General features: G+C 71.8%; 20 protein-coding genes, 3 pseudogenes and 1 riboswitch. Of the genes and pseudogenes, 7 read left to right on the plus strand and 16 right to left on the minus strand.

What is annotated here, in order from left to right:
* A pseudogene (locus tag ACFVH5_RS17405) lies at positions 1-171 on the minus strand (cytochrome ubiquinol oxidase subunit I); the annotation flags it as partial.
* 105 nt (positions 172-276) lie between these two features.
* On the opposite strand from ACFVH5_RS17405, the pseudogene ACFVH5_RS17410 reads away from it, so the two are divergent.
* Together ACFVH5_RS17410 and ACFVH5_RS17415 are read left to right on the plus strand one after the other, a co-directional pair.
* A pseudogene (locus tag ACFVH5_RS17410) lies at positions 277-780 on the plus strand (RNA polymerase sigma factor); the annotation flags it as partial.
* A gap of 124 nt (positions 781-904) precedes the next feature.
* Positions 905-1,921: a CU044_5270 family protein gene (locus ACFVH5_RS17415; protein WP_385834542.1), complete on the plus strand. Its 1,017-nt coding sequence runs from the start codon at positions 905-907 to the stop codon at positions 1,919-1,921.
* 30 nt (positions 1,922-1,951) lie between these two features.
* Here the strand turns inward: ACFVH5_RS17415 and ACFVH5_RS17420 are convergent, their stop codons facing one another.
* From ACFVH5_RS17420 to ACFVH5_RS17430, 3 genes are all read right to left on the minus strand, one after another.
* Positions 1,952-2,806: a bifunctional 5,10-methylenetetrahydrofolate dehydrogenase/5,10-methenyltetrahydrofolate cyclohydrolase gene (locus tag ACFVH5_RS17420; protein WP_385834543.1), complete on the minus strand. Its 855-nt coding sequence runs from the start codon at positions 2,804-2,806 to the stop codon at positions 1,952-1,954.
* A 20-nt stretch (positions 2,807-2,826) separates the two neighbouring features.
* Positions 2,827-2,913, minus strand: a riboswitch (ZMP/ZTP riboswitch).
* Between the two features lie 124 nt (positions 2,914-3,037).
* Positions 3,038-3,865: a hypothetical protein gene (locus ACFVH5_RS17425; RefSeq protein ID WP_385834544.1), complete on the minus strand. Its 828-nt coding sequence runs from the start codon at positions 3,863-3,865 to the stop codon at positions 3,038-3,040.
* Positions 3,866-4,119: 254 nt separating this feature from the next.
* The gene (locus tag ACFVH5_RS17430) at positions 4,120-4,491 is read right to left on the minus strand and encodes a nuclear transport factor 2 family protein (RefSeq protein ID WP_385834545.1); all 372 of its coding nucleotides are present in this window, start codon (positions 4,489-4,491) and stop codon (positions 4,120-4,122) included.
* A gap of 187 nt (positions 4,492-4,678) precedes the next feature.
* Here ACFVH5_RS17430 and ACFVH5_RS17435 point away from each other — a divergent pair, with 187 nt between their 5' ends.
* Entirely contained in the window at positions 4,679-4,978 is a 300-nt protein-coding gene (locus ACFVH5_RS17435) for a hypothetical protein (protein ID WP_384809818.1), read from the plus strand.
* 193 nt (positions 4,979-5,171) lie between these two features.
* Positions 5,172-5,396 (plus strand): hypothetical protein, encoded by a 225-nt coding sequence (locus tag ACFVH5_RS17440; protein ID WP_384809820.1) that lies wholly within the window; start codon positions 5,172-5,174, stop codon positions 5,394-5,396.
* A gap of 57 nt (positions 5,397-5,453) precedes the next feature.
* Here ACFVH5_RS17440 and ACFVH5_RS17445 read toward each other — a convergent pair whose 3' ends face one another.
* The 8 genes and pseudogenes from ACFVH5_RS17445 to ACFVH5_RS17480 form a co-directional block, all read right to left on the minus strand.
* The gene (locus ACFVH5_RS17445; RefSeq protein ID WP_385834546.1) at positions 5,454-6,662 is read right to left on the minus strand and encodes a hypothetical protein; all 1,209 of its coding nucleotides are present in this window, start codon (positions 6,660-6,662) and stop codon (positions 5,454-5,456) included.
* A gap of 111 nt (positions 6,663-6,773) precedes the next feature.
* The gene (locus ACFVH5_RS17450) at positions 6,774-7,922 is read right to left on the minus strand and encodes a polyprenyl synthetase family protein (protein WP_385834547.1); all 1,149 of its coding nucleotides are present in this window, start codon (positions 7,920-7,922) and stop codon (positions 6,774-6,776) included.
* A gap of 596 nt (positions 7,923-8,518) precedes the next feature.
* Positions 8,519-9,538 (minus strand): annotated as a pseudogene (locus tag ACFVH5_RS17455) (tetratricopeptide repeat protein); the annotation flags it as partial.
* Between the two features lie 237 nt (positions 9,539-9,775).
* Positions 9,776-10,285: a DinB family protein gene (locus ACFVH5_RS17460; RefSeq protein WP_385834548.1), complete on the minus strand. Its 510-nt coding sequence runs from the start codon at positions 10,283-10,285 to the stop codon at positions 9,776-9,778.
* Positions 10,286-10,355: 70 nt separating this feature from the next.
* Positions 10,356-10,805 (minus strand): Zn-ribbon domain-containing OB-fold protein, encoded by a 450-nt coding sequence (locus ACFVH5_RS17465; RefSeq protein WP_385834549.1) that lies wholly within the window; start codon positions 10,803-10,805, stop codon positions 10,356-10,358.
* A 118-nt stretch (positions 10,806-10,923) separates the two neighbouring features.
* Positions 10,924-11,700: a TetR family transcriptional regulator gene (locus ACFVH5_RS17470; RefSeq protein ID WP_385834550.1), complete on the minus strand. Its 777-nt coding sequence runs from the start codon at positions 11,698-11,700 to the stop codon at positions 10,924-10,926.
* Positions 11,701-11,820: 120 nt separating this feature from the next.
* Positions 11,821-12,204, minus strand: a complete 384-nt coding sequence (locus ACFVH5_RS17475; protein WP_385834551.1) for a hypothetical protein — start codon at positions 12,202-12,204, stop codon at positions 11,821-11,823.
* A gap of 375 nt (positions 12,205-12,579) precedes the next feature.
* On the minus strand, positions 12,580-13,503 hold the full coding sequence (locus tag ACFVH5_RS17480) for a MurR/RpiR family transcriptional regulator (protein ID WP_384809832.1): 924 nt from the start codon (positions 13,501-13,503) through the stop codon (positions 12,580-12,582).
* 192 nt (positions 13,504-13,695) lie between these two features.
* Between ACFVH5_RS17480 and ACFVH5_RS17485 the strand changes: the two genes are divergently transcribed.
* Both ACFVH5_RS17485 and ACFVH5_RS17490 read left to right on the plus strand, forming a co-directional pair.
* The gene (locus ACFVH5_RS17485; RefSeq protein WP_385834552.1) at positions 13,696-14,412 is read left to right on the plus strand and encodes a ribonuclease H; all 717 of its coding nucleotides are present in this window, start codon (positions 13,696-13,698) and stop codon (positions 14,410-14,412) included.
* Positions 14,413-14,529: 117 nt separating this feature from the next.
* Positions 14,530-14,721 (plus strand): antitoxin, encoded by a 192-nt coding sequence (locus ACFVH5_RS17490; RefSeq protein ID WP_384809835.1) that lies wholly within the window; start codon positions 14,530-14,532, stop codon positions 14,719-14,721.
* A gap of 107 nt (positions 14,722-14,828) precedes the next feature.
* On the opposite strand, the gene ACFVH5_RS17495 is transcribed toward ACFVH5_RS17490, so the two are convergent.
* The 4 genes from ACFVH5_RS17495 to ACFVH5_RS17510 form a co-directional block, all read right to left on the minus strand.
* Positions 14,829-15,734 (minus strand): hypothetical protein, encoded by a 906-nt coding sequence (locus ACFVH5_RS17495; protein WP_385834553.1) that lies wholly within the window; start codon positions 15,732-15,734, stop codon positions 14,829-14,831.
* Positions 15,735-15,846: 112 nt separating this feature from the next.
* A complete protein-coding gene (locus ACFVH5_RS17500; RefSeq protein ID WP_385834554.1) occupies positions 15,847-17,238 on the minus strand; it encodes an alpha/beta hydrolase family protein in 1,392 nt (463 codons plus the stop codon).
* Positions 17,239-17,496: 258 nt separating this feature from the next.
* Positions 17,497-18,378: an alpha/beta hydrolase gene (locus ACFVH5_RS17505; protein ID WP_385834555.1), complete on the minus strand. Its 882-nt coding sequence runs from the start codon at positions 18,376-18,378 to the stop codon at positions 17,497-17,499.
* 71 nt (positions 18,379-18,449) lie between these two features.
* A complete protein-coding gene (locus tag ACFVH5_RS17510) occupies positions 18,450-19,604 on the minus strand; it encodes a helix-turn-helix domain-containing protein (RefSeq protein WP_385834556.1) in 1,155 nt (384 codons plus the stop codon).
* A 252-nt stretch (positions 19,605-19,856) separates the two neighbouring features.
* Between ACFVH5_RS17510 and ACFVH5_RS17515 the strand changes: the two genes are divergently transcribed.
* The coding region (locus tag ACFVH5_RS17515; RefSeq protein ID WP_385834558.1) for a helix-turn-helix domain-containing protein at positions 19,857-21,006 on the plus strand (1,150 nt) is incomplete at its 3' end.

Raw genomic sequence — 21,006 nt, forward strand, 5'->3', positions numbered from 1 at the left:
CATCAGCAGCGCCATGACGCCACCGATGCAGAAGAACGCGAACGACGTGACCAGGTACATCGTGCCGATCGTCTTGTGGTCCGTGGTGGTCAGCCGGCGGACGGCGGCGAGGCCGGGACGGCGGCCCGGACGTGGGGGCGCGAGCGCCGGGATGACAGTGTTGCTCTCCATGCCCCGCCTGTGTCCGCCGGCCCTTCCGACGTCACACCCGGGCGGAGCGACAAGGATCACCGAAACAGGTGTGACGATCGAGGACCTGCCGGACACGTACGGAACATGAGCAACGACGAGATCTTCGCCGCTGCCTATCGCGAGCACTACTGGGCGGTCAGCCGCTATGTTGCGCGGCGACTGGACGGCCGGACGAGCGACGTGGAGGAAGTGGTGGCGGAGGTCTTCACCGTCGCCTGGCGGCGCCGGTCCGACCTGCCCGCGTCCCCGCTTCCCTGGCTGTACGGCGTGGCACGCAACTGCCTGTCGAACGCGGTACGCGGCTACGGACGCCGACGGCGGCTGATGGACAGGCTCGGGAACGACGAGACCGCGCACGGCAGACAGATCGTGGACAGCCCCGACTCCGAGCGGCCCGCCGAGTGGGTGCACGACGCGCTGGCCCGCCTCTCCCCGGCCGACCAGGAGGTGCTGCGGCTCACCGCCTGGGAGGAACTGGGCGTCGACGAGATCGCCGTGGCCCTCGGCTGCGGCAGCCGAGCCGCGGCGATGCGGCTGAGCCGGGCCCGCCGCCGCCTCAGAACGGAGATCGCCCGCATGCGCATCGTGGTGAACCCGAGCGCCGGGCCCAGCGACACCCACTCCGACACCCACGCCGGCACCGACTCAGCATCCGCATCTGGCTCCGGCTCCGACAGCAACTCCGGCACCGACACTCCGAAGGAGCAGTTCCATGGCTGACGAACTCGAACTGCTGCGCCGGGTCAACCCCGTGCCCGTTGACGACCCCCGCTTCGCTGAAGGCCCGCTGGGCCACGAGGCCGAGAACCGGCTCAACCACCTCCTGACAGGCGCGGGCACAGAAACGGGCGTGAGTGGGGGCGACGAGCGCCGACCGGGACGGACCCGTACCCGCCTCGTCTGGGCGCTCGCAGCCACCGTGGTGGTCGCCGTGACCGCCACCGGTCTCCTCCTCGCGGGCCCGAACACCACCCCGGCCGTCGCCGCGCCCCGCCCGCTGGTGGTCCGGGCCGACTCCACCCCCGTACCCCTCGACAGGCTGGTCGCGAGGGCGGAGCGGGCCGAGCGGGACGCGGCGGACGGTCCGGCCGGGCTGCGCAAGGGCACGCATGTGCAGTCGTGGAGCGTCGGCATGTCGGAGGACGAGCCGCCGGTCACCCTGCCCGTGGAACGCGTCGTGCGCTGGAACGCCGACGACAGCCACACCGAGCTGGTCGTCGCGACCGACCCGCGCCACCCCGGCCGGCGGGTCCTCACCGACGCGGACGACGGCCCGCGCCTCGTCGACGACGGGCACGTCATCAGCGAGCAGACCTTCCCGCCGAGCTGGAGCGACGCCCCGCCCCAGTCACCGCCCCCGCACGACGCCACGCGGCTGCGCGCCTACCTGCGGGAGGCGCAGCACCTCGACACCCCGCCGACCACCGGCGAGCTGCTGGACGCCACCGCGGTGCTGCTCGACACCTGGACCCTCGGCGCCCGCGAGAACGCCGCGCTCACGCGGCTCCTCGCGGACGCGAAGGGGCTGAGGCCGGTCGGCCAGGTGACCGACCGTCTCGGCCGGCTCGGCCAGGCGTACGTGTACGACGGGGCCGGTTACCGCCGGATGCTGATCATGGACCCGGCCGACGGTGCCGTCCTGGGCCTGGAGGCCACCGCGGCCGTCGACGAGGACGCGTACGGCGTCGAGGCGGGCGACGTCATGGACTACAGCGCGTGGATCCGCTGATGCCCGGCCCCCTGATGACCCGCCCCCTGATCAGGCGCCGGTCTGCCGGACGGCCGCCTCGACGGTCTGGGACAGCAGCGTGGCGATCGTCATCGGACCGACCCCACCGGGCACCGGAGTGATCAGCGAGGCCCGCTCCCGGGCGCCGTCGAAATCGACGTCGCCGACGTTACCGGCGTTGTAACCGGCGTCGACGACGACCGCGCCCGGCTTGATGTCCTCCCCGCGGATCAGCCGGGGCCGTCCCACCGCGGCCACCACGATGTCCGCCTCCCGCAGGACCGACGACAGGTCGTCGGCCGGGGTACGCGAGTGGCAGTACGTCACCGTGGCGTCGCGGCCGAGCAGCAGCATGCCCACCGGCTTGCCGAGGATCGCGCTGCGGCCCACCACGACGGCCCGTCTGCCGGTCAGGCCGACGTCGTACGCGTCGAGGAGGCGCATGATCCCGCCCGGGGTGCAGGAGGAGAAGCCGGGCAGGCCGAAGCTCATCGCGGAGAAGGAGGCGAGGGTCACCCCGTCGACGTCCTTCTCCGGAGCGATCGCCTCGAAGGCCGCCCGCTCGTCGATGTGGTGCCCCATCGGGTGCTGGAGCAGGATGCCGTGCACGGTGGGGTCGGTGGACAGCTCGGTGAGCGTGCCGATCAGTTCGGCGGTCGTGGTCGCGGCGGGCAGGGACACGTGCCGCGAGGCGATCCCCGCCTTGCGGGAACGGTTCTGCTTCATGCGTACGTAGGTGACGGACGCCGGGTCCTCGCCCACCAGCACGGTGGCGAGACAGGGCGTCACCCCCGTGCGTGCGGTGAGGTCGGCCGCCTGCCGCGCCGTCTCCTCGACGATCCGCCGGGCGAGGGCGGTGCCGTCCATGAGTGTGGCCTGGGACATGTGCTGCTCCTGAGCGTCGTGGAAGATGCCCAGGCGCGCGGCTCGGACGATGTCGTCGGGCCGCTCCCCGGTGGTGGTCCACCTCAGCGCCAGTCACGGCCTGCGCATATTTTACGCCCGGTCGTCAGCGTCTCAGTGGGCTCCGCCGAGGTGTCGGTTTTGTCCGCGGGCCGGTGGGGGCCGGCCGCGCAGTTCCCCGCGCCCCTCGGGGGCTCGGGCTCGGGCCGGGCTTCAGGGTTCGTTCGTCAGGAACGCCGTCGCCTGGGCCTCCACGCGTACGGCTCCGATCGCTCCCGCCCAGCGTGCGACCTCCGTGGCGAGGGCCGTGGCGGCCGGTTCGTCGCCCGTGTCGCGGGCCAGGACGGCCAGGAGCATCTGCTGGGAGAGGGTGCCGGGGACGTTCCCGGCGCGGGCGCCGAGAGCGGTCGCCCGGGTCCAGCGCTCCCGCGCCCGGTCGTGGTCCAGATTGTCGTGGTCGTGGTCCCCGAGATGGCGCAGCGCCTCACGGGCCAGCAGGTCGTCGGCCGACTCCCCGGCGTCCAGCGCGAGTTCGTAGTGCGCGGGCGCCTCGTCCCGCTCGGCGAACAGGTTGTCGACGATCAGTCCGAGATACATCCGCGCCCAGCCCCGGCGCACCTCGTCGGCCGCCCGTGCGCACAACTCGTCCGCGCGCCGCCGCAGTTCCGCCAGCTCGGCGGGGTCCTTGCCCGCCGGACCGAACCGGAACGCACCGTCCCCGAGCAGCAGACGAAAATACGCGTGCCGCAGCCGTACGAAGTCCAGGTCCCAGCGCCCGACCGGCTCGGTGAGTTCGCCGATCGCCGTGTCCGCGGCGGCGATCCGGGCATCCGCGGTGTCCGTACCGCCGAACCAGTCGCGCTCCAGGGCGATCTGCGCCCCGGCGAGCGCGAGAGCCGCCCGGTCGCGCGGCTCGGTGGTGACGGCGGCGTCGAGGAGGCATAACGCGCGCTGCCACCGTCCGGCCCGGGCCAGTTCACGCGCCGCGGCGGTGACCTCGTCCACCGGGAGGGCGGCGTGCGGCGTGCTCGTCTCTGTCATGGCGAGGAAGGTAGTAAGCAGAAAAACCATCCACAAGGAAACTATTGCGCGACTTCAGGACATCGGGCCACGGCCGCCTCGGACGGGGCGGAAGGATCACCGACGTGCACGTGCCGCCCGCAGTGCCGACCGGAGGAGAGCGGCGGACACGCGTCGGCCCGCCCCGCGAGCCGGCCGGGGCCGCGCCGGTGGCCCCGGGCTCAACCGCGCCGAGAAGGTCCAGGTCAGACGTGAGGTGATCCGGACCCTCGGCGTCATTCCTCGGCGTCCCAGGCCTGGAGAACGATCTGGTCGACGATCTTGCCGTCGCGCAGCGACATCATCGAGTTGGCGAGCACCCTGACGCCGTCGGGGTACAGACAGGATTCCTGGAAGGCGACGTGATCCCCCTGGACCACGCACTGATCCAGCGTGTGCGTCATGTCGCGGCTGTAGACGTCGGCGAGCATCCCGCCGATCTGCTCACGGCCGCGCATGACCATCGGATGGCTCGGCTGGGTGTTGCGGTCGACGACGCGCAGTTCCGCGTCGTCCGCGTAGAGCGACAGCAGTGCCGTCGCGTCCTGGCCTTCGATGCCCCGGCGCAGTGCTTCGGTGTCGAAGCCGGGGCCTGCCGCGGTGTCCATGACGGACCTCCTTGTGGACCACTGGTGAAGGCCGCGGCCCGTGGTGCGGAGCGGGCCGCAGAAGGCCTCTCCTTCGAGACTCCTCCGGCACGGGAACCTCGGCAAACGCAGCCGTGACGATGCGCCTGTCGGGTGAGGGGCCGGTCGGGGCCGTGTCCGCGGGCAGCTTGTCACCGTTGCTGAAAGCATGATCTCAACACGACGTATTGTCGCCGCCGTTGGCCTCGCCATCAGCGTCACGGGTCTCGCCGTACCGTCCGCGGGTGCCGCCACGGTCCCCGAGACGGGAAAACTGGACCCCATCGCGGAGCTCGACCAGATCGCCGTGAGCGACCTCCCCGTCGAGCACAGGAACAAGATTCCGAAGATCTCCGAAGGCATCCAGGAGCTCAACCAGCTGAACGGCCTCTACCAGCTGGAGCAGCTGCACCAGGTGACCGACCTCGCCGCCCCCGTCACCGGACTGCTCCCCGCCGTCGAGTACTGAGTCGCCGAGTACTCAGTCGTCGAATACCGAATCGTCTGGTTCCGGGCCGTCTGATTCCGAGTCGTCCGGCACCCGGCCGTCGAGCGCCGGGCCGACCGCTCGCCGTGTGCGTGGCAGAGAGGCCCGGTGACGATCCGGTGGTCATCGGCCCTGCCCGGATGCGCGCGCGGACGGTCCGGGCGAGGCTGAGGGCATGTCGGAACACCCCGCAGTACTCGTGCATCCGCCGCGCGGCGACGGCGGCCGGCGCGTGACGGTCCACGGCGAGCCGATCGGCACCGCCATGAACCTCCCGGACATCGTCGAGTTCCTGCGCCGCGCCGGGCTGGACTTCGACGAGAACGAGGTCGCCGTGTCACCGCTCATCGAGTGGCGCGGCGGCGGCTCCTCGTACTGGGGGCCGGAACCAGGACACTGACGCGAGCCCACGGGTCCCCTGCACGCCATCCGTGCCTGCAGGGGGCCCGTTCTCATGTCAGCAGATGCTCTGCGTGCTGTTGACCAGCGTGTTGTTGCGGAACGTCGTGTTGGTGCCGCACGGACTCTCCCTGATCACGGAGTTCGTCACCGTCAGGTTCTGGACGGTGATGTCCGAGTTGTTGGGGAACTCCGTGCGCGCGGCCAGCCGGATCTCCCCGCCGCCCGTGACGCTCCCGCTCTGCGCGGCGAGGTTCACGTTGTAGCAGTTCTCGATCAGGATCGCGTTGTTGCCGGTGTTCGAGAGCGTGACCCGGTCGATGGTCGCGCCACCGCTCTCCGAGACGCAGAAGACGCCCCGGCCGCCGCCGCGTGCGACGACCTCGCCGACCCGGACGTTGGTCGCGTAGCTGCTGCCGATCCGGCCGTTGCGGTTGGCCATCCGGAAGGCCGCGTAACCGGTGCCGGTGCCCGCCCCGTCCGCGTCCACCTTCGTGACGGTGGCGTTGATCGTCTGGTTCAGGAGCAGGCCGGACTCGCCCACGTTGCGCGCGGTGACCGTGCCGATGGTGATGCCGTCGACCCCGTACGTCTCCACGGCATGGCTGCTCGCCCCGGACACGTAGACAGTGTCGATACGGACGTTGCGGGTCCACTGGGTGGTGTCGCCGCGGTTGTCGATGCGGACGCCGAGACCGGCCGACAGGCGCATGTCGATCTGGCCGAGGACCACGTTGGTGACGTTGCGCATGAAGATGCCGTAGAGCGGGGCTCCGGTGACGTTCAGGTGCTGGACCTCGATGTCCTGTACGCCGCGTGCGTAGACCGGTGCCTGGTCGCCGGTGCCCGAACCGGTGACGTTGATGGTGCCGCACACGTCGAGCACGGTGTAGCTCGGCAGGGAGACCCTGGACCCGGCGCTGATGCTGCCCGAGCCGCGCACGACGACCCGTTCCTTGGAGGTGCGCCCCGCCGTGAGGCTGCTGACGGCCGCCTGCATCGCGGCCCGCATGTCGGTTCCGGTGTAGACGACGCCGGTCCCGCGCCGGGCGGTCCAGGTACTGCCGCTGAGCGTGGCCTCGGCCTGGTACGAGCCTTCGCCGCACGCGGCCGCCGGGGCGGCACTCGCGGGGGCCGCACTGGCCGGGGCGGTGAGCAGGGCCGCCGCCGTGACCAGGGTCGTCGCGCAGGCGGCGAGGACACCTGTGCTCCTGAGGCGGGGCCGTGGGGTCGAGCGAGTGAGGTGAGGTGCGGCTCTGCGTCCCATCTCGTCTTCTCCTGTGTGGGGGTGGATAGCAAGCGTTTTCTACGGTGGGGTGCGGTGAGTGTGGCAAGGGCTTTCTGAGGCGTCAAGAGGCTTGTGGGGGAGGGGAATCGGTCACATCTCGCGGCGTACGAGGAAGTCGAGCAGCGCTCGCAGGTCGTCGGTGCTGCGGGTGCTGCGGGCATCGCGCGCGTCTCGGGTGCCGTGGGTGGTGCCGGTGCCGGTGCCGGTGGTCGTGGGGAGGCTGTCGAGGCAGGCGTCGACGACGGCGATGTGCCGGTGGGCCTCCGCCGTCGCTGCCGCGCGCCCGCCCGCGTCCTCGATCAGGGACGCGGCGCGCCGGGCGTCCGCCGCGTCCAGGGGGTCGGCGGAGTTCAGGAGACGGGCGAGCGGCCGGGCGGCCGACGTGCCGAGAGCCGCCAGGACCGGGAACGTCTTCTTGCCCCGGAGCAGGTCCGCGTGGACCGGCTTGCCCGTCACGGCGGGATCGCCCCAGATGCCCAGGAGATCGTCGACCACCTGGAAGGCGACGCCCAGATGACGGCCCGCGCGGTCGAGCGCGGCGACCGTCTCGCGAGGGGCGCCGGCGAGCATGGCGCCCAGGGCGGTCGCGCAGCCCAGCAGGGCGCCGGTCTTGTGTTCGGCCATCGCGCGGTACTCGTCCGGGCGCACCGCCTCCGGGCCCGTCCAGGGGCGGCTCTCGAAGAGCAGGTCGTCGGCCTGACCGCGTACGAGGTCGTTGAGCGCGGTGGACAGGTGGCGTACGGCCGAGGGGATGTCGGCGCCGGGTGCGGCGGCGAGGGTCTCCACGGCCAGGGCGAACAGCGCGTCGCCCGCGAGCACGGCCGGGCCCGTGCCGTACGCCTTCCAGACCGTGGGGCGCCCGCGCCGGGTCGGGTCGCCGTCCATGATGTCGTCGTGGAGCAGCGAGAAGGTGTGCACCAGTTCCACGGCGACGGCCGCGGTCACTCCGGCGCTCTGCGGGGCGCCGGCGGCTTCCGCGCCCAGCACGGCGAGGGCCTGGCGCAGGCCTTTGCCGTGCGCCGGTGGGGAGACGGGCGCGCCGCCCGGCTCGCACCAGCCGAGGGAGTAGGCGGCCATCTCGCCCACCCAGGGATGCAGCCGCCCGATCGCGTCGGCCAGCGCGGGGCGTACGAGGGTGCGGCTGTGTTCCAGCAGGTGCGCTGCCCGCTCACCTGCGCGTGCCCCTGCGGCGGGCCGGGCGCGCCGGGCGGGGGAGAGCGCGGAGGACATCGTGGTCATCGTCGGCTCCCCGCGTCGGTCTGGCCCGGCATGAGCGGAGCGGGGCGCGGGGCGTTGGCGGGAGGGGCGCTCGCGGCTGCCCTGGAGCCGGGTGTGACGGGGTGGTCGAGGCCGGGGGCGAGTTCCGGGTGCGGCTGCGGGTACGGGCCGGTCGTGGCGCCGGTGGGGGCGGGGAGCTTCGCGGTTGCTTCCGTTCCGGGGGCGGTCTGGGCGGGTGCTTGCGGGCTGGGCGGCCCGGTCGGGGTGGGCGTTGTCACGCCAGGTCCGGTCCGGGTGTCGGGCGAGGTGTCGGATGGCTTCCGGTCGTCGGTCGCAATGCCGGGCTCGGCCTGCGTGTACGGCGAAGTGTCGTGCTCGCCCCGGACGTCCGTCGCGGCGCCGGACGCGACCGGGGCGTCTGGCGATGTGCCGGGCCCGGCCGGGGCGGCAGGTGAAGTGTCGGGCTTGCTCTGGACGCCCGTCGCGGTGCCGGGCTCCGTCCGGGTGTCCGTCGACGTGGCGGGCCCGGCCGTAGCGGCTGGTGAAGTGCCTTGCCCGGTACAGGTGTTCGTGGCAGTGCTGGGCGCGGTGTCGGAGTTGGTACCCGGCCCAGGAGCGATGCCGAGTTCCGTCTGGGCGTGGGACACCATGCGGTGTGCGTGGCGGAGGCCGATCTGGTCCAACACCTGGGCCAGGTCCGCCAGTTCGGCCGCGGTCTCGTCCAGGTCGCGGCCCAGGCGGGCGAGGGACTTGGCCAGGCCGAGCCGGGAGAGCGCCTCCCCGCGCGGCTCGCTCATCGCCCGGAACTCCGACAGCGCCAGTTCGTAGAGGTCCCGGGCCTCCGCGTAACGCCCCGCGCGGTACAGGACGTTGCCGCGCATCTTGTGGTTGTACGCCAGCGCGCTCGACAGGTTCATCTCGCGGCACGTCACCTCGGCCTCGGCGAGCAGACCGAGCGCCCGGTCCGCGTCCCCGTCGCGCACGGACACGATGTCGGCGAGACCGCGCAGCGCCCACGCGTGACCGCGCCGGTCGTCCGCCCGCCCGGCGATCTCCGCCGCCTCCTCGAACATCGCGTACGCCGTGTCGTACGAACCGGTGTTGCGATGCATCTGCGCGATGCCTTCCAGCGCCCACACCGTGTGCCGCGCCTCGCCGCGTTCGCGCGCCTCCGCCAGCAGCTGCTCGTGCAGGGCGCCGACCGCCGCGTAGTCGCCCTGGATGCGGCCGGTCTCCGCCATCCCGGCCAGCGAGTAGCCGCGTACGACGATGTCGCCGCCGCGTTCGCCGAGTTCGGCGGCGAGCCCCAGCAGACGCCAGGCCAGCGGGAACGCGCCGCGCTGCCGGGCGAGCGTGCCGCCGCTCCACAGGGCCCACGCCATCGCGGCCGTGTCCTTCGCCTCGCGGGCCGCGCGGTAACTCGCCTTCCACGCCCGGTCGGCGTCGCCCACCTGCCCGAGCCGCCGGTGCGCCTCCGCGACCGCGAGACCCGAGCGGGCCGCCTCTCCCCGCGCCCCGGCACGCTCGGCCTCCCGCAACTGCTCGGTGCCCGCGGCCAGTACGTCGACCAGTGAGGAGTTCACGGACAGGGTGGTGAGCGCGCCTTGGTACTCGGGCGCGAATGCCTTGCCGTACATGGGTGCCTTTCGGTCCGCCGGGTGCGGTGGGCGCGGCGGACCTGTCTATACACAGTATGTATACATGCTGTGTATAGTGCCCCGGTTCTTCGCCTCGGATCACTGTCCTGGGTTCGACGGGTCACCGGCGCCGCCGCGCCACCTCGTTGTGGATCAGGACGAGGATCGCGGCGGCGGGGTTGCCTCTGAGGCGCACATCACTGCGCCAGGGGGCCGGTCGGTCGGCCGGCGGGCCGCTCAGTCGGCGGTCGACAGCCCCCGGGCGTAGGCGGCCTGGCCCACGTGCTGCAGGTCGTCGGAGAGCACGCTGACCAGGCGGGCGCCCAGGGTGACGGCCGGGGTCCAGTTCTCGTCGACGATGCGGTCCAGGTCCTCGGCGCGCAGATCGCTCAGCGCCCGCAGGGTCTGCTCGTGCACGGCGTCGTAGTAACCGGTCAGGAGGTCGGCCGAGTCCACCCGGACCTCGGCGACCTGCCGCGCGTCATGGCCGTAACCCGTGTCGTCCTCGGAGAGCGGCAGTGCGAAGCGGGCCGCCCAACCGCCGGACAGCCAGACCTGCTTGAAGCCGAAGGCGTCGGCGACGTGGTCGTCCTGGACGCGGGTGAGGTGCCAGATCAGCCAGCTGATCGAGTTGGCCGTGCCACCGGGCCGGGCGTTGAGCTCGTCGGGGGAGAGGCCGACGACGGCGGCGTGCACCTCGTCCTTGATGCGTCCGTAGGCTTCGACCAGAACGTCCTGGGCGTGCATGGGTTCCTCCGGGCTCTTTTTCCGTGGACATACGTCCCGCCCAGTGTCCCCCGTGGTGCTGCGGAGTGCGTCAGTGCCAGCCGGAGTAGGACCCGGCGTACGGTCCGGAGAAGGGCTCGTCGCAGAGCTTGAACACCGGCTCGCGGCGCACCGGATCCGACGACGTGGTGAGCTGGACGCGGTCGCCGGTGCGGATCGCGACGAGCGGCCCCGAGACCCGGCCCCTGACCGTGAATCCCTCCGCCATCTCGACGAGCGAGACATTGCGCGCGCCGGGAGTGTTGCGCTGCACGACGGTCGCGTGGCGGATGACACCGAGGCCCGCGCTGCGTTCCGTGAGCAGATCGCTGCCCGCGCAGACCGGGCAGAGCAGCCGGTGGAACGTGCTGGACCCGCACCAGCGGCAGCGTTGGTACACAAGCCCCTCTTCGGCGGGTCCCGCGGCCGCCGCCGCCCCGGTCCCCGCAGCCGTCCCCGGGTCGAGTAGGCCCGTCGTGGTCCCGCTTCCTCGGTGGAACACGATGTCATCTCCCTGCGCCTGGCCGGAATCTGAGGTGCGCGCAGCGTCGCGCACGGCCTCAGAATATGGCACGCGGTGCCACAGGTAAAGGAACTCAGTACCCTCAATCGTGAGGGGATCAGGCAGGATCGCGGCCGAGTGTGGTCTCGATCTCCTGGACGACCCGCCACAGCGGGGCGCCGCGCCGGGACACGACGACGACCACATCGTCGTCGTCCTTGCCGCCGCTCCAGGCCCCGTTCCCGTCCGCTCCGGGCCCGCGTGCCGTGCCGTCCGTCGCCTGCTCCGGCCCGAACACCCCCTGGACATGGGCGAGGGCGTGGTCCACCTCGGCACTCGCGTCGCCGCGGCCGTCCGAACGCAGCCAGGACCGCAGCCCGTTGTTGTGCGCGGCGACCACGGCCGCGGCGATGACGTCGGCCCGCAGCGTCCCGTCCGGCCGGCCCGCGAAACGTCCGCGCAGATACTCGGCCAGCGCCCGCTCGTACCGCCAGACCACCGAGAGTTCGTACGTCCGCAGCCCCGGGACCTTTCTGGTGAGGTGGTAGCGCTGGACGGAGAACGCCGGGTTCTCGGCGTACATGCGCAGCACCAGGCGTGCGGCGTCGCAGACGCGCTCCACGGGTTCGTGCGTGGGGCCGCTCTCGCCCAGGAAGGCGGTCATCCGGGCCAGGCAGCCCTCGTGGTCGGGGAAGACCACGTCCTCCTTGGAGGGGAAGTACCGGAAGAAGGACCGGCGTCCGACACCCGCGAGGGCCACGATGTCGTCGACGGTGGTCTGTTCGTACCCCCGCTCCACGAACAGATGGAACGCCGCCGCCACGAGGGACTCCCGCATCGGCGGCTTCGGGTTGCTCACGTCGGCCGCCCGGCCGGGACGGGGTGCCTCGCTCATGGTGGCGAACCTAGCACCGCACGAGATGCTGATGGCACTCAGTGTGCTCCGAACGGGGAACTGAGTGCCATCGTTGTCATCGTGTTCCGGGGTGTACGCGCGGGACGGCGGGTGACCGGTTCAGTGGCCCTGGCGGGCGCCGTGGCTCTCCACGAGCGCCTGGGTGATCACGCGGACGCCCCGGGCGATGTGGTTCAACTGCGTCAGCTCTGCCGCGTACAGCTTGATCGCGTGCTCGATCACGGACTCCGGCATCCCCATGGCGGGCAGCTCGGCCCGTGCGCTCTGCAGCGCGGTGCGCACGACCCGGATCTCCTGCTGGAGCTGGATCTGCGCGTGGCGGGCGAGCAGGACGGGCTGACGGATCAGCAGCGGGTAGCTGGCGTAGCGGGTCGGCACCAGCTCGCGCAGCCATTTGGCCGCCGATCGTTCCCAGTCACGGTTGCCGGGCGTCTTGACCTGACAGGGCCAGTCCGTGCTGATGGGTGAGTACGTCAGGGACATGGGGATCGCTTCCGAGGTGGCCGGCGGGCGGTTCTGGTCGTTCTTGGCGGCCCCGGCCCAGGGGATTGACCGGGGCCGCCACGGGCGTGCGTGAGCGGTGCCCGTTCCTGCGCCCAGGGCGGTGCGAGGCGGGTGCGCCGCGATCCCGGGCGACCGGGACCCCACCGGATCCGCGATCAGCGAGAAGTATTCATATATACCGTCTGGTAAGCAAGGGTATGTAAAAATTCATGTGCCTGTGAGGCTGAATTTCGCCTTGCGGAATGCTGGAGTCATATGCCACTGAAGGGGCGATGAGGGCCGGAACGGATCAGTCCTGATCAATGACTTCTCTGGGACTGATCAAGGACTGATCAAGGGCCGATCAGTCCTTGATCAGTCCTTGAGGAAGAAGACGTGCTCGTCCGCGACCTGTTCGTAGTCCTCCAGACGGGCCTGCGTCCGCTCGGGATCGGCGTCGGTCATGGCCTGGAGCAGAGCCGCGGACAGCACGACGGGCGCGGCGTACGAGTCGAAGACGAGCCGTGCGCCGGTACCGGTCGCGAAGACGACGTCGGCCTCGTCGGCCAGCGGCCCCAGCCCCAGATCGGTGACCAGGGCGACGCGCAGACCGGCCCGCCGGGCGACCCGCATGGCCGTCAGCGTCTCGTGCGCGTGCCGGGGCATGGTGAAGGCCAGCACCCATGTGCCACCCGCCTCGCGCGACTGCAGCAGGGCGTCGTAGGCGACACTGCCGCCCCGGGTCACCAGCCGGACGTCGGGGTGGATGCGCCGGGCGGCGTACGCGAAGTATTCGGCCAGCGAGCCGGAGATCCGCAGTCCGAGGACGGTGAGCGGAGTGGACTGCGACAGCGCGCGGCCGGTCTCGATGACCTGTTCCGGATCGGCGAAGTCGCGGCGCAGGTTCTCCAGGTTGTCGATCTCGGCGTCGACGGCGGCCTGCAGCTCGTTGGGCCGGGCCTCCTCGGCGGCGTCGGGTGAGCCGGCGAGCTTGCTGAGCGCGATCGACTGGAGGCGTTCCCGCAGGGCGGGGTAGCCGCTGAAGCCCACCGCCGTCGCGAAACGGGTCACCGAGGGCTGGCTCACGCCCACGCGCTCCGCGAGATCCGTGATCGACAGGAAGGCCGCGTCGGTGATGTGCTCGATCAGGTACTGGGCGATGCGCCGCTGGCCGGGGGAGAGCCGGGGGCCGTCGAACAGGTCCCGCAGCCGGGTCGTGGGAGCGGCTTCCGCCTCCGTGACCGGTTTCCCCGAACTGATCGCAGACGCCTGCGCGCGGGCCTGCTGCGGCGATGGCACCGGTGCGCCTCCTTCGTGTCCCACTGTGGTTCAACATAGCCCACACCCCGCGACGGGCGACCTGCCCGAGGAGTGCGGGGAACGGCGCAGCTTTTTGCTTTCAAGGGGTGCGGGGAGCGGTGCGGCGGGCCACGGCGCCCGCACATACGCACGCATCCAACCCACTGACCGTCCACGCAACGTACCCCTGGCATGATCGTGCCCATGGCTGAACGCGTGATCGCCGCATGTGACGGGGCGTCGAAAGGAAACCCGGGCCCCGCAGGCTGGGCCTGGGTCGTGGGGGACGGTACGGGAACCCCCACGGAATGGGAGGCGGGCCCGCTCGGCACCGCGACCAACAACGTCGCCGAACTGACGGCACTGGAACGGCTGTTGACGGCCGTGGACCCGGGTGTGCCGCTGGAGATCCGGATGGACTCCCAGTACGCGATGAAGGCGGTCACCACCTGGCTCCCGGGCTGGAAACGCAAGGGCTGGAAGACGTCCGCGGGCAAACCCGTGGCCAACCAGGAACTCGTCGTACGGATCGACGAGCTGCTCGACGGCCGCTCGGTGGAGTTCCGCTACGTGCCCGCGCACCAGGTCGACGGCGACCCCCTCAACGACTTCGCGGACCGGGCGGCGAGCCAGGCCGCCTTCGTGCAGAAGCCCGCGGGCAGCGAGCAGGGCTCTCCGGAGCCGCCGAAGTCCTCGGCGGCCAAGAAGGCGGCACCGAAGACGGCCTCCGCGAAGAAGCGGACCACCACTTCCTCGTCGTCCGCCGCCTCCTCGTCGTCCTCCTCGCGCACGCTCAAGGCCAAGTTCCCCGGCCGGTGCCGCTGCGGCCGCTCGTACGCGGCGGGCGAGACCATCGCGAAGAACCCCGACGGCTGGGGCCACCCGGAGTGCCGTACAGAGGCCCAGTAGCGCCCCCGGAACGCACCCTGACCCACCCCCGACCTGCCCGTTTCCGCCCCGGATGCGAAACCCGCCACCTGCGGTGACCCTTGATACGTAGGGGTGAACCGATCAGGAGGATGACTCATGTCCGTTATGGACAAGATCAAGGGCATGCTTAAGGGCCACCCGGAGCAGACGAGCAAGGGTATCGACAAGGCCGGTGACTACGTCGACGGCAAGACCGGGGGCAAGTACAGCGGTCAGGTCGACACCGCCCAGGACAGGCTCAAGGACCAGTTCGGTTCGGGCAAGGACGACAATCCGCCGCGGTCCTGACACCGCGGTCGTACACGAGTGCATGAGTGCATGAGTGCTTGAGACGGGCCGGCCTCCTCGGAGGCCGGCCCGCTCTATTCACAGTCCCTTTCCGCAGTCCTACGAGGTCAGCGGCCCCGGGGCTCCGAGGGGTGGCAGACGACCGTGGGCCCCGCCAGCATCCCGCCGGTGTAGAGGCTCTGGCCCCGCGGCATCCAGTACCCCAGCTTCGAGACGACGCTCGTGCAGGCGTTCGCGACCCTGGCGTGGACGACCACGGTGGAGGGCCGGCCCGGTTGCAGGTCGGTCAGGGCGCAGTCCAGCGCGTACATGCTGCGGGCCGTCGACGGATGGCGGCCGGTGAGCGGGTTGACGCAGCGAGCGTCGGACGTGGTCAGTTCCACGCCCGAGGCCTCCTCCCCGATGAGTCCGAAGCGGGCGCTCCCGTCCCCCTCGTCGCTGTCGCGCGCCACGGTGTACGTCAGGGTGGTCGACGAGTGCGGTCGCAGGGTGTGCCGGTCGACCTCGATGCGGTGCGTGGCCACGGGCTTCGGGTCGGTGAGGGTCAGCGTGGCGCGGACCGTCCCCCGCAGGTCCACACCGGCGGGCGAAGAGCGGACGTGCACCGTGCCGCTGACCTCGTACGTTCCCGGCCCCGGGGTCTCCCGGCCGCCGGGCAGCGGGCCCGTGGCGACGGTCCGGCCGTCCCGCCGCAGGGTCCAGGTCCCCGAGGTCAGACAGGCGTACCGGACGGCGGTGCCGGAGCGCCGGCAGGTGGCCGGGGCCGACAGTGACGTTCCCGCGCCCCCGCCGCTCGCGCAGAGACTGACGGAGGCCCGCTGTCCGCCCGGCCCCCTCAGGGTGCCGCCGGGGGAGCAGACGGTCGCAGCCGACGCAGCGGGCGGCGGTTCCGGTGCCCGGTGCCGGGGCGCCGCCCCCGCCGGTGCTCCCACCGCCGTCCAGCCCGTGACGGCCAGTACGGCCGCCGCGGTCAGCAACAGGGGTGTCCTGCGGAATGTGGGACGTACCGGCACGGGAACTTCCTCCTCGTCGGGGCGGCGAGCGGCCGGATGCCGGTCGCGTGCGTCGAGGAGAGGATGCGGAACGCCCGGGAGCTCGGACGGTTCCCACGCCGGGCGGTACGGGTCAGGGCCGGTACGCGTCGCCCGGATGGGCCAGGTCGTACGGGCGCGGGTACGCGGTGGGCCGGTAGGTGGTGTAACGGGCCGGGGTGGTCGGATCGGCCTGCGCGGCACGCGAGTTGAGAGCCGCCGCCCCCGTGTCGCCCCACCGGCCCGTGTCGACCCGGTGTTCCAGCGTGTCCAGCGCGGCGAGCTGTTCGGCGGGGCTGAAGGTGCAGTGGCCCGCGTTGTCGACGTACGCCTGGCGGAGCAGGTGCCGGGAGCCGCCCGCGGTGGCGGCCCGCAGGTAGGCGCTCTCCGTCTGCACGGGGACGAGGGCGTCGCCGGTGGTGTGGAGGGTGAGCTGCGGCTTCGTCAGCCTGCCGGTGAAGGCGTTGGTCCAGCTCATCCAGTCGACCGCCGCCGTGTCGGCCTTGATGCGCGGGGTCTTGTTCAGCGTCCTGAGGTCGTCCGTGAGGGAGCGTCCCGCGGCCTTGTAGAGCCCTTTGACCTCCTCGTACGCCGAGGACGCGCGCAAGAGTCGCGTGTAGTCGACCCCGGTGTTCCACGACGCGTTGCCGCCCGCCAGCGTCTCCGTGTCCTGCCGCCAGCTGAACGCCGCCGTCGCGAGGAGACCCCGGACGGCGGTGTACTGGTTGGCCTGCTGTGCGGTCCAGTCGGTGGGCGCCGGGCGGGGCTGCGAGGGGTCGTTCCAGCCGGGGATGTTGTGCAGGGCCGCCGCGAGGGCGATACGGGCGCGGCCGGCCGCGGAGTTCTGCGCCTCGGCGACGACGCCGCTCAACGCGCCGGCGGCGGCCGTGGCGGTCGCCTGGTCCGGGAAGTCGGCCAGCGGGATGGCGGCACCGGGTGCGAGGAGGGCCTTGAGGGCGAAGACCGGGTCGAGGGTGTTGTTCCAGTTGGCGACACCTCCGTGGACGAGGCCGCAGACGGACAGGGTGCCGTCGACGCGGTCCGCGTGGTGCTCGGCGATCCGTGTGGTGACGAATCCGCCGTAGGACTGGCCCCAGGCGAGGGTCCGCCGGGCCGCACCGAACCGTGCGGTGAAGGCGTCGAGCGTCGCCAGCTGGTCCGGCACCGCGTGCTCCACCGCCCATCCGGTGGTGGCGTACGACGAACCGATGAGCGCGTACCCGTCCTTGAGGAGAAGGCCGCGGGTGGCGGCGTCGGTGACGTTCTGGGCCGGGTTCGGGGCGCCCCTGGGCCGGAAACCGTGACTGAACAGGAGCACGGTGCCGTTCCAGCCGGCGGGGACGTCCATGACGTACGTCGCGCCGGAGGACAGGGTGCCTTCCACGTGCACGTCTTCCGCGCGTACGTCCTCCGCGGTGACGGATCGGGCCGGGGCGGCGGTGGCCAGTAACAGGACGGCGACCGGGAGGAGGAGACGATGCTTCATGCGGGGACCCTTCCGGGGCGGGGGAGGGGGCAGGGACTGGGTGGCCCCAGTGAAGTTAGGCATGCTCCTGTCGACCGTCAACAATCTGCGCAACATCAATGCGTGCCGTGCCCTGCCTGTGCCGTGCAGCGCCGCGCATGGCCCGGCGCTGTTCACGGCTCGGCGCCCACCTCCATGCCTAGGGGCGGGCGCCTGACGGTCGTGCCCGGGAAATGATCGGCACCCGGTGATCAGGTGCCAGCGATCAGGAACCGGCGATCAGGAACCGGTGGGACAGGTGTTCCGGTACTCGCTGATCTGGGTGTTGGTCGCGGGCGCCGGGCACAGGAACTTGTCGTAACGCACGTCCTCGTCGACGAACCGCTTCAGCCAGGCGATGCCGTACTTCGCGATCGTCACGTTGGAGGAGAGTGCCACGTTGTGGTCGGCGCCCCGGAGTTCCAGGTAGGCCTTCTCCGGCGCGGCGGTGAGGCTGTCGTAGAACACCTCCGCGTGCGAGCCGGGCGAGGCGATGGCGTCGTTCTCGGCGCCGATGATCATCGTGGGTACCCGGTCGGTCTGCCAGGTCTTGTCGTTGTTCCAGGGCATCAGCGGCACGGCCGCCTTCAGTGAGGGCCGCGACTCGGACGCCTTGAGCGAGCCCCCGCCGCCCATCGAATGACCCATCACCGCAAGGCGGTTGGGGTCGATCCGGGTCCGTACGGAACTGGACTGGACGAGGTAGTCCAGTGCGTTGAGCATCTGGGTGGCGCGGTCGTCGGGCTGGTCGAAACCGGAGTTGGTCTCCAGGGTCAGGACGACGAAGCCCTGGGACGCGAGGCGCGGGCCGTACCAGCTGATCAGCGCCTCCGGCGTCAGGAACCCGGGGCTGACGACGACGGCCCCGAAGGTGCCCTGGCTCGTGTCGGTGGGGTAGTAGGCGGTGCCCTGCTTGAAGGTCGGCCCGTCCACCGTGGTCTGCGCGGTCGCGAAGGGGCCGCGCTCGGCGGTGATGGACTGTTCGGTGGGGTCCGGGCCCCGTTGGTAGTCCCCGGGTCCGGCCTGAGCCTCCTGGGGAAGGACGCTCACGCTCACCGCCAGGGCGGCGGCGACGGACAGGAGGCCGAAGCGTTTCGCGGTGCGGGTGCTCACATGTCTCATGCGGGCAGAGCATGGTGACGACACGTCAGTGCCGCTCCTGGTTCAACTGCTGAATTCCGTACGGAAGTTTGTCAGGGCAGCACGGAACGGCGTACGGACCTGGTGCGCAGCGCGAGCTGCGCGTCGAACCGGAACGCCGGGTCGGCCAGCTTCTCGCCGTACAGGGCCACGAGTTGGCGCAGCCGGTTGCGGGCTGTCTGCGGATGGATGCCCAGCGCTGCGGCCACCTCGGGGGCCGTGCGCCCGCCAGAAGCGAGCAGCGCTTCGAGCGTGTCCGTGAGCCGCTCCGCCTTGCCCGGCGGCAGGGCACTCAGGGGATCGAGCACCTGGTCGCAGAGCAGGGCCCCGATCGGCGCACCGTGCAGGAGGTGCAGTTCCGCGAGATGCTCCTCGGCCCGGGGCCGCCCGAGACGCCGGCCCAGCCGGGCGCAGTGCAGTGACACCCAGGCCTCGTCCAGGGCGACACTCGGGCCCACCGCCGCGTGCGATGCCTCGAGCGGGCTCAGCAGACCGTCGTGGGGCACCACGAGATGCAGTTCGCCGCCCCGGCTCACGCGCAGCACCTCCTCGTCGACCCTGCTCACGTCGGCGGAGGAGGGCAGGACCGCGCAGCGGACGCGTTCCGGCAGTGGCCAGGCGGCCCGGCGGGCGAGGTCGGGCAGGGGTTCCGCGAGCGGATCGCGATGCCGTTCCAGCAGCCGAGCCGCCAGGCGGCGGCGGGCCCGCAGCACCTCGTCGGCCGCGCCGGCCCGTGCCTCCTCGAAGCCCGTCACCGACTCCTCGGCCAGCGCGTGGATATGGGTGAGGACGGCCTCGCTCAGCGGGACGGCCAGCTCGCCGGAGAAGGCGGCCTGCCGTGCCACGTCCACATAGCGGCGGCACGCGACCCGGGCGCCGATGCGGAAGGCGGCCTGCAGCCCGTCCGTGCCCCGCCCGTTCAGATACTCCAGTCTGCCCAGCCGTCTGAAACGCGGCACATAGTGCTGCTGCGGCCCGTCCGGCTCCTCGACCAGCTCGGTGAACTGGGTGGCCGCCAGCCGCACGGCCTCGGCGAGGTCCTGCGCGACGGCGGAGCCGATGGGCTGCCGGTAGCCGCGTACCTCTCTGCGGATGGCCTGGACCATCTCCGTGGTCAGCTCCGGAAGCCGGGCCCTCAGCAGAGGGGCGAGCCCCGGAGGCAGCTCACGCCAAGGACGCCTGGGTAACAGCGATTCGACACCTGACACGTCCAACTCCCTTGAAGACCAAGGGCCAGGGGTGGCCCCGCAAGGGGCGCGGGGAACTGCGCGCCCAGCCCCCACCGACCCGCGGAGAACAACCGAGCCCCCAGCGGAGCGTGTAGCACCGGACGGTGGGTCGCCGTGGTCCGGAGTGTAAGGCGCATGACACTTTCGCGACCGGTTCCCGCACGGAATCTGGCGTACCTCACACCGGCACCGCAGTCTTGCCCAGCCCCACGGGAACCCACGGGAGGTGCCATGACCCCCACGCACGCACGTGCCTTGGGCCCACAGGACACCGCACCGCTTCCGCGCGAGACGCGCCGGATGCTGCTGCGGGACATTCCTGCCGCGATCGACGAGATGGAGGAGGCGGTACGCACCGGTCTGCCGCACTACACGCACGCCGTCGAGGGCACGCACGGCTACTCGGTGCGCCACATCATCGATCGCACGGTCAGCTGCTTCGTCTCCATCCACGACGCCACCCGGGCGGGGCAGGCCGCCACGGCCGAGGTCATCGCCCTGTACGAACGCATCGGCGCCCGGCACGGCCTCCTCGGCTGCCCGCTCGACGTGCTGCGCGACGCCCTCGACCTGGCGGGGCGGGTGGCATGCCGACGGCTCATCGAGGACGCGTACCGGCTGCACTGGCCGGCGCCCCTGCTGGCCACGCTCACCGAGGACACCTTCACCCTCATCGGCACGGCCATCGCGGCAGCCTCGCGCGGCTACGCCGAGGAGTGCCACCGCGCCCCGCTCGACGTGCAGCGGGACCGGCTGCGGGACGCCCTGGTCGCCGACCCCGACAAGCGGACCCGGCCGCTCGCCGAACTCGCCGCGGCGGCCGACTGGCGGCTGCCCGGCACGCTCGCCGTCCTCGCCCTGCCGCCCGGCGACCACCCGCAGACCCGGGTGCTGCCGCCCGAGGTGCTCGCCGACCGCAGCCCCGCCGCGCCCTATCTGGTCCTGCCCGACCCCCGTACACCCGGGCCGCGTTGGCTGCCCAGGACCATCGGGGCCGTCCTCGGGCCCGCCGTGTCTCCCGGCCGGGGCGCGGTGTCGCTGCGCTGGGCGCGGCGCGGTCTGGAACTGATCGAGCGGGGCCTGCTGCCCGCCGCCGCCCCGCTGCGCTGCGTCGACCACCTGGCAGCATTGACGGCGTTCAGGTCGGGCGACCTCCTGGAGGCAGCGGCGGCGGATCTCCTCGGGCCGCTCCTCGAACTGGCGCCCCGGCGCAGGGAACCGCTCCTGGAGACCCTGCTGGTGTATCTGCGCTGCGGTGACAACGCCGTGCTCACCGCGGACCGTCTGCACGTGCACGAGCAGAAGATCCGCAAACGCCTACGCCAGATCGCCCCCCACACACCCCGCAACAGACCCCACCCAGGAACCCACCTGAAGACCC

It is taken from the genome of Streptomyces sp. NPDC127119 (genome assembly GCF_042677425.1).
In the GTDB taxonomy this organism is placed as follows: domain Bacteria; phylum Actinomycetota; class Actinomycetes; order Streptomycetales; family Streptomycetaceae; genus Streptomyces.

Bases quoted from the DNA above. Each gene is read 5' to 3' on its own strand.
- ACFVH5_RS17435 (WP_384809818.1), top strand. From the start codon at position 4,679: ATGATCTCAACACGACGTATTGTCGCCGCCGTTGGCCTCGCCATCAGC.
- ACFVH5_RS17485 (WP_385834552.1), top strand. From the start codon at position 13,696: ATGATCGTGCCCATGGCTGAACGCGTGATCGCCGCATGTGACGGGGCG.
- ACFVH5_RS17420 (WP_385834543.1), bottom strand. From the start codon at position 2,806: ATGTCCCAGGCCACACTCATGGACGGCACCGCCCTCGCCCGGCGGATC.
- ACFVH5_RS17475 (WP_385834551.1), bottom strand. From the start codon at position 12,204: ATGTCCCTGACGTACTCACCCATCAGCACGGACTGGCCCTGTCAGGTC.
- ACFVH5_RS17425 (WP_385834544.1), bottom strand. From the start codon at position 3,865: ATGACAGAGACGAGCACGCCGCACGCCGCCCTCCCGGTGGACGAGGTC.
- ACFVH5_RS17490 (WP_384809835.1), top strand. From the start codon at position 14,530: ATGTCCGTTATGGACAAGATCAAGGGCATGCTTAAGGGCCACCCGGAG.
- ACFVH5_RS17500 (WP_385834554.1), bottom strand. From the start codon at position 17,238: ATGAAGCATCGTCTCCTCCTCCCGGTCGCCGTCCTGTTACTGGCCACC.
- ACFVH5_RS17440 (WP_384809820.1), top strand. From the start codon at position 5,172: ATGTCGGAACACCCCGCAGTACTCGTGCATCCGCCGCGCGGCGACGGC.
- ACFVH5_RS17445 (WP_385834546.1), bottom strand. From the start codon at position 6,662: ATGGGACGCAGAGCCGCACCTCACCTCACTCGCTCGACCCCACGGCCC.
- ACFVH5_RS17505 (WP_385834555.1), bottom strand. From the start codon at position 18,378: ATGAGACATGTGAGCACCCGCACCGCGAAACGCTTCGGCCTCCTGTCC.
- ACFVH5_RS17470 (WP_385834550.1), bottom strand. From the start codon at position 11,700: ATGAGCGAGGCACCCCGTCCCGGCCGGGCGGCCGACGTGAGCAACCCG.
- ACFVH5_RS17415 (WP_385834542.1), top strand. From the start codon at position 905: ATGGCTGACGAACTCGAACTGCTGCGCCGGGTCAACCCCGTGCCCGTT.
- ACFVH5_RS17430 (WP_385834545.1), bottom strand. From the start codon at position 4,491: ATGGACACCGCGGCAGGCCCCGGCTTCGACACCGAAGCACTGCGCCGG.
- ACFVH5_RS17450 (WP_385834547.1), bottom strand. From the start codon at position 7,922: ATGACCACGATGTCCTCCGCGCTCTCCCCCGCCCGGCGCGCCCGGCCC.
- ACFVH5_RS17460 (WP_385834548.1), bottom strand. From the start codon at position 10,285: ATGCACGCCCAGGACGTTCTGGTCGAAGCCTACGGACGCATCAAGGAC.